This window comes from Faecalicatena orotica (genome assembly GCF_003149245.1).
Lineage (GTDB): Bacteria > Bacillota > Clostridia > Lachnospirales > Lachnospiraceae > Faecalicatena_A > Faecalicatena_A orotica.
Genome location: NZ_QGDL01000022.1, coordinates 57,818 through 76,950 on the forward strand (window position 1 = coordinate 57,818; position 19,133 = coordinate 76,950).

Consider the following 19,133-nt stretch of genomic DNA (forward strand, 5'->3'; position numbering starts at 1 on the left):
AAGTATTTCAGAACATTGGCACTAACAGGATAGGCAGAAAGGAAAAAGTATGAAAAAAGGAAAAATGAAACTTTTGGCGGTTGTCGGCATTATTCTGCTTGCGGCGATTTACTATTATGTGGCGCTGCCCGCAATTAATATCCATTCATCCGACTTCTGGATGTTTCTGATCGTATTGATCATCGTAATTATTTTGATCTTTGTCAGAAGAAAAAGGCTGACGAGGTACACGTTTAAGGAATCAAAAGGACTCAAGGCAATAGGGGGACTGCTGATTCTCGTAATTGCGGCTTACCTTATTGGTTCCCTGTTGTCTTCTCCGATTGTAAACGCAAAGAAATACCAGAAGCTTTTGACCGTAAAAGACGGGGAATTCACAAAGGATATCGAGGAACTGTCTTTCGACCAGATTCCGCTTCTGGACAGGGATTCTGCAGCAATCTTAGGAAACCGTAAGATGGGAAGTATGGTAGATATGGTTTCACAGTTTGAGGTAGATGAACTGTACAGTCAGATTAACTATCAGAACCAGCCGGTGCGTGTCTCACCACTGCGCTATGCGAACCTGATTAAATGGCTGACGAACCAGAAGGAAGGGATTCCTGCCTATATTAAGATTGACATGGCTACCCAGAATACGGAGCTGGTTAAACTGAAAGAGGGCATGAAATACACGACAAGTGACCACTTTAACAGAAATATCTACCGTCACCTGAGATTTAAGTATCCCACGTATATTTTCAATGACCTGAGTTTTGAAATCGATGATGATGGTGTCCCATACTGGGTCTGCCCTGTAAAGAAGTTTAACATCGGGCTGTTCGGGGGAACAACGATCGGCAGGGTGGTATTGTGTAACGCTGTAACAGGGGAAACGACAGATTACAGCATTGAAGATGCGCCGGAATGGATAGACAGGGCATTTTCCGCGGACCTGCTTGTAGAATTATATGATTATTATGGAAGTCTGAAGCATGGTTATTTTAACAGTATTCTTGGCCAGAAAGACTGCCTGAAGACAACGACAGGCTATAATTACCTCGCGATAGATGATGATGTATGGGTATATACAGGTGTCACATCTGTCAGCGGTGACCAGTCTAACGTTGGTTTCGTGCTCATGAACCAGCGTACAATGGAAACAAAGTTCTATGAAGTGGAAGGTGCGACGGAAGATTCCGCGATGTCATCCGCCGAAGGCCAGGTGCAGAACCTGAAATACGTGGCGACATTCCCGCTGCTTCTGAATATTTCAGGGGAACCGACCTATTTTATAGCCCTGAAGGACGATGCCGGACTCGTAAAGAAATATGCAATGGTCAATGTCCAGAAATATCAGATCGTAGCAATCGGTGATACGGTCAGCGCATGTGAAGAGGCATACACTAAACTGATGTATGACAACGGAATCAAGGAAGTTGAAAAAGACACCCGTGAGATTGAGACTATGACGGCGAAAATCACGAAGATCGCCCAGGGGGTAATCGACGGAAATTCCCATTACTATATCATGCTGGAAGGGTCGGACGATATATATGATGTATCAGTCGTAGACTTCATCGACATCATTAAATATGATGTTGGTGACGAAGTAACGATTGAATATAAGGAGGGTGGGGACAGCAATACCGTTCTCTCTCTGAATGGCAAAGAGAAGGCAGGTACAGAGACAAAAGCCGGTGCAGAAACAAACGACGGAGACGGAGGAGAAACCGACGCCGGAACAGAGTAAAAGAAGTAGGGATAAAATGAAAAATCCGATGCTGCATGTTCAAACTGCAGTATCGGATTTTTTTACTTATTTCATATGAGGAGAGTACGTCCTATGAAATAAAAAGCCCATCCGGCGGGATGCGCACTGCGGCGTGTAAGGTAAATGTCGCAATGCAACCGCCACAGGCGCGAGTTTCGCAAGCAAAACTCTTTTTTGCGATGGTTTGGACGTAAAAAGTCACATAGTGATCACTAAATCCAGATTGAAGTAATGCTTTATTGTATTTTCCTTTTCTTGTTTATATAATTAAGTATGTTACAAAGACAAAGGAAGAATTCATAGAGGAGGGTGGAATATGGAAACCGGAGATTTTCATGAAAAGCTAAAGGCAGCATTTGATACGATTGGGGAGCCTACTATATATGAGATACTGAAGGATGATATCCAATATCAGAAGAACAGTAAAAGAGAGGCTGAACTGGAAGAAGCTTATATGGCAATGCGGGATACACTTACAAAAGAACAGGATAAGATCATACATGACCTGCTGGACTGCAGGGATGCCATGAATGTAGATTATAGTGCAGTGGCATATCTGGCCGGGATGCGGGATGTGATCCGTATTCTGAGGTATATGAAGCTATTATGATAGTGGGATGCATACGCAGCGCAGCCAAAGTGTGCAACTCCCCTATGAGTAAGGGGAAGGGCACACCTGGCATGGTGGAAATGAAGTGCCTTCTGTTAAAGTCTTTTATGTTAGCAAATGTATTGGCTTCGGATAGCCATAGGATTGAAAGAGTGCCTTCATTTCTATCTGCGCGGCTTCCAGGGCATTCTCAATACTTGTACCGTTTCTGGTGATATCTTTAACGATATCGCACAGGATCTTTTCAATCCTGTTTCTCGGTATAATCAGCGACCTGCTGCTGTATGGCCCTGTACGCTTATGGCAATAGGAGAAACTCTCTTCAGTCAGCTCCAGCCAAGGATATAATTTGAGCAGCTCATGGTTATGGTACGGAGCGACAGCAGGAGACTGGCCGTCTAAAATCGTCATATAGATGCTGATATCTTTCTGATACAGCCACCTGAAAAAGCTGAAAGCCTTATCCGGCTGGGAGGTACATGGGCTCAATCCCAGAATCCAGCCCACACTGGCGGGGGATTTGCCGGGGAGTGCCTGATAGCCGGCACGTCCAATGATATGGTCCCGGATGCTGCTATTGATCTCGTTGGCATATTCCGTGTAGGTAACCAGCATGGCGGTCCGTCCGGAACAGAAATCAGTTACAGTCTGTTTAATAGAGGTTTCAAATGGGCCGGACGGAGTGAACCGGATTGTACTCAGTATACTCTGCAGAGCTTTTACGTTTTCCGGGGTGTTGAGGCATACACGGTTGTATTTATCCCAGATCTTCCCGCCGTAGGCCCATAGCCGGATCAGAATTTCAGGCGCAAACTCTTCATCGATAATCCCGGCTACGGAAGTCCCGAATTCTGTCGGGGAGTCAGGATTGAAACTTCTGGTAAAGAAAGATGCAATACCGTTGAACTCGGTCCATGTGCGCGGAGGACGCAGCGATATCTGGTAATTTTCCTTAAAAGCCTTCTGAACGGCCCGGTTTTCAAACAGGTCCTTCCGGTAGAACATAATCTGTGAGCCGCTGACAATCGGAACACCGTAATACTTTGATTCATAAATGCAATTATTCAGGCTTCCCTCAATCAGGGCAGAACGCTGAAACTGGTCTCCGTTTACAAAGTCCGTTATATTCGCGATAGAGCCGTTTTGAACAAGGTACTCCAGCCAGGGGACATCATACATATAGATATCATAGCGGCTTTCCGGGCGTTCCATATCTGTGATGATTTCCTTCAGTAGACGGTGCTGGGGCGAAAAGTCTATCGCAACCGGAATCTGTGTCTGAAGTGTAAAATTTCTGGAAAGCAGTTTTGCAGAGTGTGCGGTTGCCATATCAGGCATCAGAATCCGAAGGGGCTTTTGGGAAGAGGGAGCCGTTTTTCTGCGGCGGGGGGCTTTAAGGGGCAGTTCCCGGTGTATAATATCATCAGAAAAAATGACGTTCTGTTCTTCGAAAAGCAGAGGGGACTTTATATGCCTCATCAGCAGTTCCGCAGCCTTCCGGCCCAGAGTAAAAGCTGTCCGCTCTGTATGAATCATACCGGGGGCAGAAGAGGCATGGTTCCATGATTCTTCCCCCAGAGTCAGCAGCTGCACGTCATCCGGTACACAGATTCCCTGTACGCTAAGAGCTTCCAGAACACCGGCGGCGATTGTCCCGGAGGTGGCTATAACAGCATCTAGCTGTTCTAAATATGGATGGTTCAGCATTGCCTTGAATGCATCCTCTTTGCTCATATTTGTAATCTGGACCATATCAGGATTATAGGGAAGGCCGCAGGAAGAGAGGGCGGTCATATAGCCGTTCAGGGCATCCGATTCAGAGGAAAAATGCTGTGCACCGCTTAAGAGGGCGATGTTCCGATATCCTTTTTCCAACAGCTTTTCCGTCAGGAAACATACGGTTCTGTCATTATCAAAACCTGCAAAGCTGGAATCAATTCCTCTGGGACGTCTTTCGATAAACACGGACGGTATATTATAATGCTTCATCCGCGACAGGAAGAATTCCTGATTCCCGGGCTGGGATGTGATGATCAGGAGCCCGGATACATTGCTGCTGATGAAATCATCAATCTTTTCACATTCAATGTCGGGAGAATTGTTCGAAAATGCAACACTAATATGATATCCTTTACTTTGAAGTTCTGCAGAGATTCCTTTGAAGATTTCTGCGTGATAAAAATTATCGATATCCGTCAGGACTACACCAATTCTTCTGGAATCAGCCGTTTTCAGGTTTCTGGCAGACGAATTGGGGATATACTTAAGCTTTTCAATCGAGTCCATAATTCTGACACGGGTTTCGGGTTTTACATTTCTGGAACCACTCAGACAGCAGGATACGGTTGCAATAGAAACACCTGCATCTTTCGCAACATCTTTTAAAGTGACCATTGGCTGCTCCTCTTCATGATAAAATTTCTTTTTTTTATTATAGCATCGCGCTAGTTGAAAAACAATAATCTAAACGTTTAGATAAAAATTTTTGAAACCCGGTTGTAAACAAATTTGGGAATTATATAATAAGAGTAAGAAAAAACAGCAGGGCAAAGGAAAAATAAAAAGAAGAAATAGGAGGAACATATCATGATGACATCGAGAGAGAGAGTACTCTCATCCATTAACCACAAACAGCCGGACTACGTGCCACTGGACCTTGGGGGAACACCCAGCTCCGGTATATCCGCTATCGCTTATAACAATTTAAAGAAAGAACTGGGGATAACACACGGGCACACACGTATCTTTGATGTTGTGCAGCAGGTTGCACAGCCGGAAATGGAGATACTGGACAAATTCGGTGTAGATGTAATTGACATCGGAAGAGTTTTTAATGAAAAGGATAAGGACTGGTATGATATAGAGCTTGCAGATGGCTCTATCGGACAGTATCCGGTATGGTTCCGCCCGGTAAAGCAGGAAAACGGGGATTACCTTGTATTTGACAAGGAAGGGACGATGATTGCGAAAATGCCTGTTGGGGCTACTTTCTTTGATCAGACTTATTTCCCATATGTGGAGGACTATCCCGATGACTGGTCAGATCTGGACCACCAGATGGGAAAGGTATTATGGAGCGCCCTCGTTCACAGCCCGTGGGACCATGCGGGAGATAAGGACTTTTATAAGACATTGCGTGAGCGGACACTTGCACTTCGCAGCCAGACCGACCGGGCACTGATGATTACATGTGGGTGTAATCTGTTTGAGTGGGGAACCTTCCTGCGTAGAATGGATAATTTCCTGATGGATACATATGCCGATCCGGAAAACGTGGAGGCACTGGTAGAACAGCTGATGATCCGCCACATGGAAACCCTGAAAAATGTGTGCGAGTCAGTAGGGGATATTGTTGATATTCTGCGTTTCGGAGACGATCTTGGAATGGATACCGGAATGTTCATGTCCAGAGAAAAATACCAGACATTGTTCAAACCTTATCACACGCAGCTGAATGAATATGTTCACAAGCATAGTAACATGAAGACATTCCTGCATTCCTGCGGCTCGATTTATCCAATCATGGGAGACCTGATCGATGCGGGATATGATGTGATTAATCCGGTTCAGACAACAGCCTACCAGATGGACCCGGCCACGTTGAAACGTGAATTCGGAAAAGACATTACGTTCTGGGGCGGCGGCTGCAACACAAGATCGGTTCTGAACAGGTCGACTCCTGATGTGGTGTATGATTATACACGCAGAATGATCGACATATTTGCACCGGACGGTGGATTCGTTTTCAATCAGGAACATAACATCATGCCGGATGTCCCGGCGGAGAATCTGCTGGCAATGTACAGGGCAGTGGCAGACTCACGGATCTGATTAAAAATTTGAAAGACCATGAAAAAGATCGCACAGAAGAGCAGTAAAACTGCATATAACGAAAGAAGAATGGGGAATATAAAAGGTACATCGGGCAGCTTACACTGCCGATGTACCTTTTTTAGACTAATTCAGGAAAGAATAATCCGGTGACTCTGGATCTATATTCGTTATGTCCTTCTTTTCAGCGCTTACGCTGATAAAGAATTCGATATTATTTTCTTTGGAAATCTTGTTCAGCTTTTCGATGAAATCGGGGAGGCTGTCAATTGTGATGTCGGCCTGCTTTAATACGCCATCAATGAAAATAGTTTCAATATCGTGGTTGCCGGCTACCATGCCGTAAATAAAACCGATAAACTCTTCGAGTGTTGCAATATCTTTGTAATCTGCCATGCAGATTGCACGAACGTTGAAGTCTACGCTGTATGTATCGCGATGACTCTTTTTGACTAATACGACGTTTCCGTTGGAAGTTTTCACCTTCTCATTTGCAAGTTCAATCATTTGCTGTGTCTTTCCGCTGCCCTTAGGACCTGTTATTAAATTTACCATGGCGAATCTCTCCTTTATGTATGTGATTTGAGCCCTCTCAATGCTCAGATATCTTAAAACTATTATACACTAAAGCGCTGATAGTAACAACTAAAAAAAGGATAAATTACGGAGAAAATGGAAATGAGAATAATTCTCAATTGATGAAGTTGAATGTGCCTGCAGGATGTGGTAAGATCTAGCTAATTGAGAATCATAATCATTTATGAAAGGGGATTATTATGCCGGCAGAAGTACTATCTTACTTTTTAAAACACGAGGATGCCAGACTGAAACTACGTTTTCAAATCGTGCTCAAGTGTGCGCCTTTTCTGAAAGGACTCAAGGTATCATGCGGCATCACGATGGAGTCAGCAGCATATTGCGAACTGTATCATATTTTCAAAGATACGGGGATTATTTACAGGAAACTGCTGGAATCAGAGGGAAGGTGCCTCGTGCTGTTTTACCGCAGGGAGGAGTTGGGAGAATATATGAACCGTATCGGTGTCAGAAGTTTTCTCCGTCAATACGGCTATGAGGACATGGAACTGGAAGAAATGCTTGTGAGGCTGGCTGGGCGTGCCTGCATGTTTGCAGAAAGAGGAATAGGTTTCCCACATGAAATCGGGATTTTCCTTGGATACCCGGTGAAAGATGTAGAGGGATTTATCGAGAATGCAGGGAAAGGAGCGCTGCTCACCGGTTACTGGAAAGTATACAGTAATCCCCGGGAGGCGAAAATGATTTTCAATGAATATGACCAGGCGAAAACCTGTGCAGTCAATGAATTTTTAACAGGCAGGAGCATCAAAGAGATTGCTCGGAAATAGGAGGTATCATAAAATGAGTGTATCAATCGTTTATTGGAGTGGAACAGGAAATACGGAGGCAATGGCCCGGGCAGTTGCAAAGGGAGTTGAGTCGGCCGGGAAGAATGCGGTCCTTCTAGAAGTGGATGCGGCAGATGCGGCGGCTCTTTCTGAGGAAGATGCATTTGCACTCGGCTGCCCGTCTATGGGGGCGGAGGAACTGGAAGAAAGTGAGATGGAACCGTTTGTAATAGAACTGGAGCCTCTTGTTTCAGGGAAGAAAATTCTACTTTTCGGTTCCTACGGCTGGGGAGACGGCGAGTGGATGCGCAGCTGGGCAGAACGTATGAAGGCAGCCGGTGCGGTACTGGTAAGAGAAGAAGGGATCATAGCAAACGAGACGCCGGACGGCAACGCACTCGCAGAGTGTGAGGCGGCAGGCAAAGAATTGGCTGAACTGTCTTAATGCAGCATTAAGCAAAGATTACGACTACATATTCTTTGTTCTTGACAAATTCGTTCTTTCATGCATAAGATAGGCTCATAAGTATGAAACTACATGATGAACAGGGGGAAAGAACGTGAATCAGAACATGATAATAGGTATACTTATTCCTTTCGCAGGTACCACACTCGGCTCAGCAATGGTATTTTTCATGCGCAGGGAAATGAATGAAAAACTGCAGAAGGCACTGCTTGGCTTCGCCTCAGGCGTCATGGTGGCGGCATCCGTGTGGTCACTCTTAATACCGGCTATCGACATGGCAGAGGAGAATGGTTCGATTGCATGGATACCGGCTGCGGCAGGATTTTTGCTGGGTATGGGATTTTTGCTGCTGCTGGATACTGTAACACCGCATATGCACCTGACGGGTGATGAGGAAGGCATCAAATCCAACTTTAAAAAGTCCACAATGCTCGTGCTTGCAGTAACACTGCATAATATCCCGGAGGGAATGGCGGTCGGTGTCACATTTGCCGGCGTAGCCACAGGCAACACCATGATATCCATAGCGGGGGCATTTGCACTGTCAATCGGTATCGCGATCCAGAACTTCCCGGAGGGTGCTATCATATCCATGCCGCTTCGAAGCGAAGGCGCTTCGAAATCCAAGGCATTCCTGTATGGAACCCTTTCCGGAATCGTAGAGCCGATCGCCGCAGTCATTACAATACTGCTCACAAGTCTTGTAGTTCCGATACTGCCATACCTTCTGGCATTTGCAGCCGGAGCCATGATATATGTGGTGGTGGAGGAATTAATACCCGAGGCACAGGCAGAACCACATACGAACATCAGCACAATCGGCGTCGCAGTTGGATTCACACTGATGATGATATTAGATGTGGCACTGGGGTAAAGTTCAAAGAGGTCAGACCCTTTTGCCCGTCGTTTTCAGAATATTCTTAAATTAATGCCGGAAATTAGGGGAATAAAAAAGAAATCATGTGGAAAACCACTTGACTTATTTTAACATTCTTCTTATAATAAGTAAGAATATTGCAGAAACGCTGATGAGGAGTATTAAGAGCCTGACGTTTTCAGAGATCTGCCGGCTGGTGCGAGGCAGAAGCGTAATCTCCCAACTCGCCTCGGAGTTCTTTTATTGAAATAGAAGTAGATAAAAGCGGGTCTTCCCGTTACAGAAGCAATGAGTGCATCTGGTCTTTATCAGGTGAATGAGAGTGGTACCACGGAAATTGAAGCCTTTTCGTCTCTTAATTGAGAGGAAAAGGCTTTTTAGGTGGGTAAAAAATAACACTATAATCAGTAGTTCAATTAGGAAGAAACACGGAACACAGGAGGAATTAAGAAATGTCTAAGATTGTGTACAATCACAAAGCCATTGAGAAGAAATGGCGCGAAAAATGGGCTGAGAACCCGGTTAATCCCAAGGTTAACGATGACGGCAGCAAAAAGCAGAAGTACTACTGTCTGGATATGTTCCCATATCCATCAGGCAACGGACTTCACGTAGGACACTGGAGGGGATATGTTATCTCTGACGTATGGAGCCGCTATAAACTGCTTCAGGGATATTACATCGTTCATCCGATGGGATGGGATGCATTTGGACTCCCGGCAGAGAACTATGCGATTAAGATGGGAGTTCACCCGGCAATTTCCACGGCAGAGAATGTAAAGAACATCAAACGTCAGATCAATGAGATCGCTGCGCTGTATGACTGGGATATGGAAGTCAACACAACAGACCCGGATTTCTATAAATGGACACAGTGGATTTTTGTAAAAATGTTCAAGGAGGGTCTTGCATATGAGAAAGAATTTCCGATTAACTGGTGTCCGTCCTGTAAGACAGGTCTGGCAAACGAGGAAGTCGTGAATGGAAAATGTGAGCGCTGCGGGACAGAAGTAACAAAGAAGAACCTCCGCCAGTGGATGCTGAGAATCACGAAGTATGCGGACCGTCTGCTCAATGACCTTGATAAGCTGGACTGGCCGGAAAAGGTAAAAAAGATGCAGTCTGACTGGATCGGAAAATCATACGGTGCAGAGGTAGATTTCCCGGTTGACGGCAGTGACGAAAAGATCACCGTCTATACAACAAGACCGGACACACTGTACGGTGCAACATTTATGGTACTTGCACCGGAACATAAACTGGCAGCAGAACTTGCAACACCGGAGACGAAAGAGGCTGTGGAAAAATATATCTACGATGCTTCTATGAAATCAAATGTAGACCGTCTGCAGGATAAAGAAAAAACGGGTGTATTCACGGGAAGCTATGCGATCAACCCGTTAAACGGCGAGAAGACGCCAATCTGGCTTTCTGATTATGTCCTTGCAGACTATGGGACAGGAGCTATCATGTGCGTGCCTGCACACGATGACCGTGACTTCGAATTTGCCAAAAAGTTCGATATTCCGATCATTCAGGTTATCGCGAAGGACGGCAAAGAGATCGAAAACATGACAGAAGCCTATACAGAAGCGGCTGGAACGATGATTAATTCCGGTGACTGGAATGGCATGGAATCAGCAGTCCTGAAGAAAGAGGCCCCGCATATCATTGAGAAACAGGGCATCGGACATGCAACAGTGAACTTCAAACTCCGTGACTGGGTATTCTCACGCCAGCGTTACTGGGGAGAGCCGATCCCGATCGTCCACTGCCCGGATTGCGGCGCAGTGCCTGTACCGGAGGAAGAACTTCCTCTGCGCCTGCCGGAAGTAGAATCCTACGAGCCGACAGGAACAGGAGAGTCACCACTGGCAGGAATCGAGGAATGGGTGAACTGCAAATGCCCTGTCTGCGGAAAACCGGCCAAACGAGAGACAAACACCATGCCGCAGTGGGCGGGATCTTCATGGTATTTCCTGCGCTATGTGGACAGCCATAATGATAAAGAACTGGTTTCCAGAGAAAAGGCAGACGAGATGCTTCCGGTAGATATGTACATCGGTGGAGTAGAGCATGCGGTACTGCACCTTCTGTACTCCCGCTTCTATACAAAGTTCCTGTGTGATATCGGAGTCGTAGACTTCGACGAGCCATTCCACAAACTGTTCAACCAGGGAATGATCACCGGAAAGAACGGTATCAAGATGAGTAAGTCCAAAGGAAATGTTGTATCACCGGATGATCTCGTGAGAGATTACGGATGTGATTCCCTGAGAATGTATGAACTCTTCGTAGGGCCGCCGGAGCTGGATGCAGAGTGGGATGACCGCGGAATTGACGGTGTGAACCGTTTCCTGAAACGTCTCTGGAATCTGCTTATGGACAGCAAAGAAAAAGAGATCAAGGCAACAAAGGAAATGATCAAACAGCGCAACAGACTGGCTTATGACATCACAACACGTCTGGAAAGCTTTAGCCTGAACACCGTAATCTCAGGATTTATGGAGTATAACAATAAATTCATCGAGATTGCGAAAAAGGAAGGCGGTATCGACAGGGAGTCTCTGGAGACAATCGCAGTACTTCTGGCACCGTTTGCACCTCATTTTGCCGAAGAAATGTGGGAGCAGTTAGGCCATACAGAAACAATATTCAAGGCTGAATGGCCGACCTATGATGAGTCTCTGATGAAAGATGACGAGATTGAGGTTGCTGTACAGATCAACGGTAAGACGAGGGCTGTCATCACGATCGCCGCAGACGCAGATAAAGACACAGCAATCGCGGCAGGTAAAGAAGCCGTGGCTGATAAGCTGACAGGCAATATTGTGAAAGAAATCTATGTTCCGGGACGTATTGTCAATATCGTACAGAAATAATACCGGAGAAATATTTCATAAATATGACTGGCAGGTAAAGTAAGAAAATAAATAGTTAAGGACAGCGCTGAAATATTTGGCGCTGTTCTTTTTTCGTAAAAAGTAATATAACATCAGAGGACTTTTCACGATTGGTTGAACAAAATATGAGTATATTTAATTTTATACTTGAATTATACAGTTTAACTGTATATAATCAAACTATATAGTTAAACTGTATAAAAGGAGGGCGATTATGAATTTAAGCCAGTATTTACCACTGACGGAGACCACATATTTTATATTGCTGGCTCTGCTTAAGCCCGGTCATGGATATTATGTCATGCAGAAGGTGGAGGAGCTTAGCGGCGGAAAGGTCCGTATTGCGGCCGGAACAATGTACGGGGCGATAGAGAATTTACTCAAACAGAAATGGATCGAATCCGTTCCCAGTAATGATAAGCGCAGAAAAGTATATCAGATCACTATACTCGGGAAAGAGGTTTTAAATCTGGAAACAGCCAGGCTGCGCGACTTGATTCGTATAGCTGAGTCCTGCGGGCTGCAGGCAGAAGGGAGTTCTCATGATTAAACACAGATTTTTTATCAATCGTATCGACAGTATTGAAGAATGGCTGGAGTCTTACCGCCGGAAGGGGTATCGTCTGGCTGATGTCAAAGTTTCCACGGGCCGGCATGAGTTTGTCAAGACAGAGGGGAAGGACACGGTACCAAAGGTCAGGGTGGATTATCGTGTTTTTAAAAAGCAGGAGGATTTCGAAGATTATTTATCGCTGTTTGAGGACTGCGGCTGGAGACATATAGGCGGAACAAGGACGAATGGATTGCAGTATTTTGAGCAGGCGGCCCCTTTTGCTTCTGATGAGATTTTTTCAGACAGTATATCAAAGGCAAAGCGTTATAAAAGGATTTCCTATATGTGGCTGCATTTGTCTGTTATGTATATCCCGATGGCAGTCGTTCTCCATACATCAGGTGCATTTGATTTTACGAAGTTATGGCATCTTAAGGAGTTATATTATACACCGGGGCTATGGAATATGGAAGGGATGCATTTCTGGAGAGCGTTTTTGTTTGAGACGCCTTTTGCTGCGATGAGAGGGTTTGGCGGACTGCTGTTTCTTTTGCTTATACTACTGGGTGCATGGTTTGGTGTCAGATCGTTGTTCTGGTATCTAAAAGAGAGAAAGAACTGTAACTAGAAATTAAGTGGAAGAAGTAGTTTGAACTTTGAGGGTAGTATAAATAAACAGAATTTGATAGACTATAGTGGTATCATAAAAATGGAGGATACCGATGAAAAAAGTGGTTTTATTTATAGCAATGAGTCTTGACGGTTATATCGCTGACCAGTATGGAAATGTAGACTGGCTGGCCGGAGAGGAGCCTGACAGGAATGACATGGAGAGCTATGATACGTTCATTCAGGATATTGATACTGTAGTTATGGGCTGGAATACTTATCACCAGATTGTGACGGAGCTTTCGCCCGGCAGTTGGATGTACAGTGGTCTGCAAAGTTATGTCCTGACACACCGGGAGCTGCCTGATGAAGAAGAAATCATATTTACAGGCGAAGATGTGTGTGGCCTTGTAAAGAGATTAAAGAAGGCTTCGGGAAAAGATATCTGGGTCTGCGGAGGGACACAGACTGTTGCACCACTTGTCGCAGAGAATCTGATCGACCGGTATTATTTATCTGTGATACCTGTTATATTAGGGAAAGGCATCCGTCTTTTTGAAAATGAAACAGGCAGGATTCCGCTAAAACTGGTTCAGACAAAGAATTATAATGGCATAACAGATCTGGTCTATGAGCAAAGGACACAAGTCTCAGACAGTAGGTGTGACTAAGGCCGCAATGGAAAAGTAAAGGAGAAAAAAATGATGGAATGGAAAATGGGAATTATATGTGCGGAGGAAGCAGAGCTTGCGCCGATTTTGCAGCATGTGGAGAATCTGCAGGTTACGGAAAAGGCAATGCTAAAATTTTATGAGGGTACGGTCAGGGGGATACCGGCGGTGCTTACAAACTGTGGTAACTGTAAGGTAAACGCTGCGATTGCCGCGCAGGTAATGGCTGATTTATATCACGTAAATGGAATGATCAACGCAGGGACCGCTGGCGGCATGGATGAAACTGTAGAGTTGTTTGATACGGTAATTTCCACTGCGTCGGCATATCATGATGTAGCAGAAAACATTTTGACTGGTTTTCATCCGTATTTTCCTTCTGTTTACATTGAATCGGATGAGAGATTCCTCAATGCTGCAAAAAGAGTTGAGGATAAAGCTTCAAACCGGCTGTTATTTGGAAAAAGTGTGACAGGGGAATGTTTTATTACAGATGATAACCGCGATGAGATCAATGAAAAGTTTGCACCGTTATCAGTGGACATGGAGACGGCAAGTATCGCCCATGTTTGTTTCGTAAATCAAATTCCGTTCATTGCCGTGCGGACGATTACGGATACGGCTTCGCATGCAGGTGTTGGAAACTTCAGAGAGAATTGTGAAAAAGCATCAATTATTTCTAAAGATATTGTACTGCTTATACTTGAGGAATTAACAGAGGCATATTAAACACACGGCCGGAGGGATACATATGAAGAAGCTGGAAGAAATGAGTCTGGAAGAGCTTTGGCAGCTTTTCCCTATTTACCTGACAGAGCATAAGCACGTATGGAGAAGCTGGTATGAAGAAGAACAGGCTCTGCTTAGAGAAAGGCTGCCAGAACCGCAGGTCAGGCGGATCAGCCATGCCGGCAGTACAGCCATTGAAACAATCTGGGCAAAACCCATCGTGGACATTATAGTTGAGACAGAAGAGGACAGTGACTGGCAGAATATCAGCAGTATACTGGAGTCTATCGGTTATCGCTGTATGTCCAGAACGGATAAACGGCTGTCTTTTAACAAGGGATATACCGAAAATGGTTTTGCAGATAAGGTATACCATCTTCATTTAAGATATTTCGGAGATAACGATGAATTATATTTTCGGGATTATTTGAAGGAACATCAAGAAATCGCTAAAGAATATGAAGAACTGAAACTCGAATTGTGGAAGATCTACGAACACAACAGGGACGCCTATACAGATAAAAAGACTGCCTTTGTAAAAAAATATACCGGGGCTGCAAAAAGTGCATATAAGGGAAGATATTCATAAAGAATATGAAAAAAACCTTCTTCTGCAGGATAAACATGCGGAGGAAGGTTTTTTATTTCATACGAGGAAAGTACGTCCTATGAAATAAAAACCACCTTACAAAATGTAAAATATAATTGACAAAATGTAATGTATGGAATATAGTAAAAATAGAAGAAAATACAGCTGTATGGGAAACAAGGTAATTCCATTTATGAAATCGGTTTGATTCAGACGGGAGGGAATATGATGAGTCAAAGAAGTTATTATATGTGTATACTGGCCTTTTTGAGTGTGTTAACTATTTTTTTAATAATTATTGCGATTGTTAGAATAAAAAATGGGAAAAATGCGGAACCAAATGAATTTGATGAGCGCCAGAAACTTATCCGTGGGGAATCTTTTAAGTACGCATACGCTATACTCATTTTATATCTTCTGTTCAATAGCGTCATTGAAGATCTTACAGGTAAATACAGGGGAGCAGCGGGGATTCTTCTAGGGATTTTTGTATCTCTTGCAGTTGCAATCATATTGTGCATTTGGAAAGACGCCTTTTTTAATCGCGACTCAACAGGGAAGTCTCTGACGGTTTCTAATATTTTCTTACTTATACTGGATTTCTACTGGGGGATACCTGCAATACTGGATCCTAAAAATACATACCCTTATAGTATCGTTTTTTTCTATGCAGGAGTTCTTAATCTCCTTATATTAGCCATAATAGCGGTGAAGTCATTTAAGGACAGGCGGGAGAAGGACGTGGAGTCATTATGAAGAATCTGAAGTTAAAATCAGCCCGTGCAGCCTTTGATATGTCTCAGCAGCAGCTTGCGGATGAGGTAGGTGTAACCAGACAGACGATCAATGCAATCGAAAAGGGTGATTACAACCCGACAATCAGGCTTTGTCTGTCTATCTGCCATACACTGGGGAAGACACTGGATGAGTTGTTCTGGGAAGAGCCGTCGGAGAAAGAATAGGGGATATAGAATGAATTTAAATATATTAAAACAAGAGTTTTCAGTATGCAAAGTGGAAGATTTCTCAATGGTTCATTTAGAGGCAGACTTCTGCTTCATAGGTAAGACAGATGAAGAACTGTCTCTGGTCTGTGCAACAGAGGATGTGCCCGGGAATACTACTGCACGTGATGATGGCTGGAGAGCCTTCCGGATACAGGGGGCTCTGGATTTTTCACTGATCGGGATTCTTTCAAAGATATCCTCTCTGCTTGCCGAAAATGGAATCAGTATCTTTGCGTTATCGACATATAATACAGACTATGTTCTCACAAAAGCGGAGAATTTCTCCCGCGCAGTGGAGGTGCTTTCAGGCGCGGGATATGTGATTGAATAGTATGCATAGTAAACAGGTTCAAGCTTGACACCCACTTCATAAAAAGATAATATGAATACAGCAGAGATAAAAACACGGTCTGGTTGGTAGTCCAGGCGTACCCTTTAGGGTATCAGTAACCCTCCTCCTGGTCGTCCGTTCTTTTGCTGGACACGGGGAAATGTCTAATGGACAGTTTCACGGTTCATAACAAGCAAAGGAGGAATTGTCATGGACAAGATATCGGTAACACTGACAGTATTTTTCGAGGAGCCTTTCTGGGTAGGCGTGATCGAGCAGGTGACGGATGGAATGCTCACTGTAAGTAAGGTGACATTCGGTGCGGAACCGAAGGATTATGAAGTGAATGGCTTCCTGATGGAAAATTACTACCGGTTTCGATTCAGTCCGGCTGTGGCAGCTGCTGTAAAAGCTGAGAAGAAGAATCCGAAGAGGGCGATGCGTGAGGCCCACAGGCAGACGGATACCACTGGTATCGGGACGAAATCCCAGCAGGCGTTAAAGTTACAGCAGGAGCAGATGAAAACTGGCAGGAAAGAAAGAAGCCGCGAACAAAAAGAGGCTGAGAAGCAGCGTCAGTTTGATCTGAAACAGCAGAAAAAGAAAGAGAAACATAGGGGCAGATAATGCCCCTGTTTCCTTACTCTCAGGAAAATTCCAGTTTCCTATTCTACAGGAAATTCTTTGACTCTCTTTTTCCGGCAGGGAATAAGAGGAAGAGTCTGGACGAATATATTATATTGATATCAGGAGGCAAAACATGGATTGGATAGAACGATTAAACCGTGCAATGGGCTATATAGAGGAGCATTTATGTGATAAGTTTGAAATCGAGGAAGCGGCCAGGATCGCCTGCTGCAGTACTTACCATTTTCAGAGAATGTTTGCATATATGGCCGGGGTTCCGCTATCAGAATATGTGCGCCGCAGGCGTATGACCCTTGCAGCGGTTGATTTACAGAGCGGAGGGGAAAAGGTAGTTGATGTAGCACTGAAATATGGGTACGAATCTCCGACAGCATTTACACGGGCTTTCAAAAGTGTACATGGCATAGCGCCTTCCGAGGCGAAAGAGTCAGGCGCCAGATTGAAAGCATTTCCTCCTGTCAGCTTCCGAATAACAATAAAAGGAGACAGTGAGATGAATTACAGAATTGAAAAGAAAGAAGCGTTTCGTATTGTGGGGATATCATGCCCTCTTGAGAAGGAATTAGAAAAGAACTTTGAGGCAGTGCCGGCTTTGTGGGGAAGAGCAGCCGCCGAAGGTTTAATCGAGAAGCTGGCGTCCATGATGGACGCAGAGCCTAAAGGGATTCTGGGCGTAAGTGCCTGCGGTGAAGGCCAGAGCTGGAGATATTACATTTCGGTGGCAACTGACGCAGAAACAGACGGAGAGCTGGAGGAATTTATAGTTCCAAAAGCTGACTGGGCTATTTTCGAAGGGAAAGGGACTAACCTTTCCATTCAGGAACTGGAAAAACGAATTGTGACAGAGTGGCTCCCGGGATCAGGATATGAGTATGGCAATGCCCCGGATATTGAAGTGTATCTGAATCCTGACCCACAGAATGCGATTTATGAAGTTTGGATACCGGTTGTAAAGAAATAAAGGGACAAGTAATAAAAAGGATCAGGGAGGAAACAGGTATGCTGGAATTTCCGGAAGTAATGGCAAGGGCGGCACAGTTGGAAAAGGAAGTGGCAGGAAAAAAAGTAACGGCAGTTCTGCCCCCGAATAAGCCTCATAAGTTTTGCTGGTTTAATGGAGACCCCAATCTGTATGAAGAGCGGATCAAAGACAGAAGAATAGAGTCTGTATCTGGTTTCGGTATCTTTGTGGAGATTTTATTCGACAATGGGGAACGGCTGGCCGTGAATGACGGAGTCAATGTCAGATTTACAGACAGTACGAAGCTGTCGAAAACGTACCAGCTTTTGATTATCTTTGATGATCAGACGGCACTTTCCTTTACTGTGGCGATGTATGGCGGAATTATACTGCATCATGGGGATTACGATAATGAATATTATGAAAAGAGCCTGCATGCAGTTTCGCCTTTATCCGAAGAATTTTCAGCATACTATGACAGAATACTGGCTGAGAGTAAGCCGAACCTGAGTGCAAAAGCATTTCTGGCCACAGAACAGCGTTTCCCCGGAATCGGAAACGGTGTGGTTCAGGATATCTTATTTGAGGCAGGAATACATCCGAAAAGAAAACTGAATACATTAAGTCAGGATGATATCATAAAATTGAAAGAAAGTATCGTAACTGTTTTGGAAGAAATGCTGAAAGCCGGCGGGCGCGACACAGAGAAAGATATCTACGGGGAAAACTGCGGGTATCAGACAAAAATGTCGAAGAACAGCCTTACAAAAGGATGCCCAATGTGCGGCGGAGAGATCACAAAAGAAGCATATCTTGGCGGATCTGTATACTACTGCCCGAAATGCCAGCCACTTATAAAATGATATTTTTATATCATAACGCTGCATTTATTCGTTACTGTTTACAGGCTTGCCTGTGAACCAATGTCAGTTAGTTAAGGATGGGTCTGGGCAGACCTAAACTTACGATTCCCTATAATCAGGAGAAGATGGGTGATATAAGCTGGGCATCAGATGCTGTTCTGCACCTCCCAATAAAGACCGATTTTTTTCAGGGTATGGCAAATAGACGGATAGACATCCGCCTCAAAATACTTTATACTATTAGTGTTGTGTTTGTCAGCTTTATGCAAAACGATAAGTAAAGCTGACCGGAACTCGGAACCTATGCTGGCGGGCATATTTCCGATCGGGCCTGATAGGGAGGGTATTCTTTTCTATCAGGCTTT

20 protein-coding genes and 1 other annotated feature are annotated in these 19,133 nt (G+C 44.5%); of the genes, 18 read left to right on the plus strand and 2 right to left on the minus strand.

Going from position 1 to position 19,133, the window contains the following annotated elements; genetic code table 11:
- Nucleotides 1-49 precede the first annotated feature (49 nt).
- Complete coding sequence (locus tag A8806_RS24670) at nucleotides 50-1,732, plus strand: hypothetical protein (protein ID WP_109733829.1); 1,683 nt, start codon at nucleotides 50-52, stop codon at nucleotides 1,730-1,732.
- A gap of 337 nt (nucleotides 1,733-2,069) precedes the next feature.
- Nucleotides 2,070-2,363: a hypothetical protein gene (locus A8806_RS24675; RefSeq protein ID WP_109733830.1), complete on the plus strand. Its 294-nt coding sequence runs from the start codon at nucleotides 2,070-2,072 to the stop codon at nucleotides 2,361-2,363.
- A 105-nt stretch (nucleotides 2,364-2,468) separates the two neighbouring features.
- Here A8806_RS24675 and A8806_RS24680 read toward each other — a convergent pair whose 3' ends face one another.
- A complete protein-coding gene (locus tag A8806_RS24680) occupies nucleotides 2,469-4,757 on the minus strand; it encodes an extracellular solute-binding protein (RefSeq protein WP_109733831.1) in 2,289 nt (762 codons plus the stop codon).
- A gap of 192 nt (nucleotides 4,758-4,949) precedes the next feature.
- Here A8806_RS24680 and A8806_RS24685 point away from each other — a divergent pair, with 192 nt between their 5' ends.
- On the plus strand, nucleotides 4,950-6,194 hold the full coding sequence (locus A8806_RS24685) for a uroporphyrinogen decarboxylase family protein (RefSeq protein WP_242996266.1): 1,245 nt from the start codon (nucleotides 4,950-4,952) through the stop codon (nucleotides 6,192-6,194).
- 126 nt (nucleotides 6,195-6,320) lie between these two features.
- Here A8806_RS24685 and A8806_RS24690 read toward each other — a convergent pair whose 3' ends face one another.
- Nucleotides 6,321-6,749: a hypothetical protein gene (locus A8806_RS24690; protein ID WP_109733832.1), complete on the minus strand. Its 429-nt coding sequence runs from the start codon at nucleotides 6,747-6,749 to the stop codon at nucleotides 6,321-6,323.
- Nucleotides 6,750-6,970: 221 nt separating this feature from the next.
- On the opposite strand from A8806_RS24690, the gene A8806_RS24695 reads away from it, so the two are divergent.
- From A8806_RS24695 to A8806_RS24765, 15 genes are all read left to right on the plus strand, one after another.
- Nucleotides 6,971-7,561 carry a DUF3793 family protein gene (locus A8806_RS24695; protein ID WP_109733833.1) on the plus strand — a complete coding sequence of 197 codons (591 nt, stop codon included), beginning with the start codon at nucleotides 6,971-6,973 and terminating at the stop codon, nucleotides 7,559-7,561.
- Between the two features lie 13 nt (nucleotides 7,562-7,574).
- Nucleotides 7,575-8,006, plus strand: a complete 432-nt coding sequence (locus A8806_RS24700; RefSeq protein ID WP_109733834.1) for a flavodoxin — start codon at nucleotides 7,575-7,577, stop codon at nucleotides 8,004-8,006.
- A gap of 115 nt (nucleotides 8,007-8,121) precedes the next feature.
- Nucleotides 8,122-8,901, plus strand: coding sequence for a ZIP family metal transporter (locus tag A8806_RS24705; RefSeq protein ID WP_109733835.1), 780 nt, complete (start codon nucleotides 8,122-8,124; stop codon nucleotides 8,899-8,901).
- Nucleotides 8,902-9,043: 142 nt separating this feature from the next.
- Nucleotides 9,044-9,263: a binding site (T-box leader), on the plus strand.
- A gap of 93 nt (nucleotides 9,264-9,356) precedes the next feature.
- On the plus strand, nucleotides 9,357-11,786 hold the full coding sequence (gene leuS / locus A8806_RS24710; protein ID WP_109733836.1) for a leucine--tRNA ligase: 2,430 nt from the start codon (nucleotides 9,357-9,359) through the stop codon (nucleotides 11,784-11,786).
- A gap of 235 nt (nucleotides 11,787-12,021) precedes the next feature.
- The gene (locus A8806_RS24715; protein WP_109733837.1) at nucleotides 12,022-12,357 is read left to right on the plus strand and encodes a PadR family transcriptional regulator; all 336 of its coding nucleotides are present in this window, start codon (nucleotides 12,022-12,024) and stop codon (nucleotides 12,355-12,357) included.
- A complete protein-coding gene (locus tag A8806_RS24720; protein WP_109733838.1) occupies nucleotides 12,350-12,988 on the plus strand; it encodes a DUF2812 domain-containing protein in 639 nt (212 codons plus the stop codon). Before A8806_RS24715 ends, A8806_RS24720 begins: the two co-directional genes overlap by 8 nt.
- 94 nt (nucleotides 12,989-13,082) lie before the next feature.
- Nucleotides 13,083-13,640, plus strand: a complete 558-nt coding sequence (locus A8806_RS24725) for a dihydrofolate reductase family protein (RefSeq protein WP_109733839.1) — start codon at nucleotides 13,083-13,085, stop codon at nucleotides 13,638-13,640.
- Between the two features lie 30 nt (nucleotides 13,641-13,670).
- Nucleotides 13,671-14,369, plus strand: coding sequence for a 5'-methylthioadenosine/S-adenosylhomocysteine nucleosidase (gene mtnN / locus A8806_RS24730; RefSeq protein ID WP_242996267.1), 699 nt, complete (start codon nucleotides 13,671-13,673; stop codon nucleotides 14,367-14,369).
- Between the two features lie 22 nt (nucleotides 14,370-14,391).
- Nucleotides 14,392-14,958 carry a GrpB family protein gene (locus A8806_RS24735; protein ID WP_109733841.1) on the plus strand — a complete coding sequence of 189 codons (567 nt, stop codon included), beginning with the start codon at nucleotides 14,392-14,394 and terminating at the stop codon, nucleotides 14,956-14,958.
- A gap of 225 nt (nucleotides 14,959-15,183) precedes the next feature.
- Nucleotides 15,184-15,714 carry a hypothetical protein gene (locus A8806_RS24740; RefSeq protein ID WP_146203327.1) on the plus strand — a complete coding sequence of 177 codons (531 nt, stop codon included), beginning with the start codon at nucleotides 15,184-15,186 and terminating at the stop codon, nucleotides 15,712-15,714.
- Nucleotides 15,711-15,920, plus strand: a complete 210-nt coding sequence (locus A8806_RS24745) for a helix-turn-helix transcriptional regulator (protein WP_109733843.1) — start codon at nucleotides 15,711-15,713, stop codon at nucleotides 15,918-15,920. The genes A8806_RS24740 and A8806_RS24745 overlap by 4 nt, the downstream gene beginning before the upstream one ends.
- A gap of 10 nt (nucleotides 15,921-15,930) precedes the next feature.
- The gene (locus A8806_RS24750; RefSeq protein WP_109733844.1) at nucleotides 15,931-16,296 is read left to right on the plus strand and encodes an ACT domain-containing protein; all 366 of its coding nucleotides are present in this window, start codon (nucleotides 15,931-15,933) and stop codon (nucleotides 16,294-16,296) included.
- 210 nt (nucleotides 16,297-16,506) lie between these two features.
- Entirely contained in the window at nucleotides 16,507-16,923 is a 417-nt protein-coding gene (locus A8806_RS24755; RefSeq protein ID WP_109733845.1) for a YjdF family protein, read from the plus strand.
- A 133-nt stretch (nucleotides 16,924-17,056) separates the two neighbouring features.
- On the plus strand, nucleotides 17,057-17,905 hold the full coding sequence (locus A8806_RS24760) for an AraC family transcriptional regulator (RefSeq protein WP_109733846.1): 849 nt from the start codon (nucleotides 17,057-17,059) through the stop codon (nucleotides 17,903-17,905).
- A gap of 38 nt (nucleotides 17,906-17,943) precedes the next feature.
- Entirely contained in the window at nucleotides 17,944-18,768 is an 825-nt protein-coding gene (locus tag A8806_RS24765) for an endonuclease VIII (RefSeq protein WP_109733847.1), read from the plus strand.
- Nucleotides 18,769-19,133: the final 365 nt, after the last annotated feature.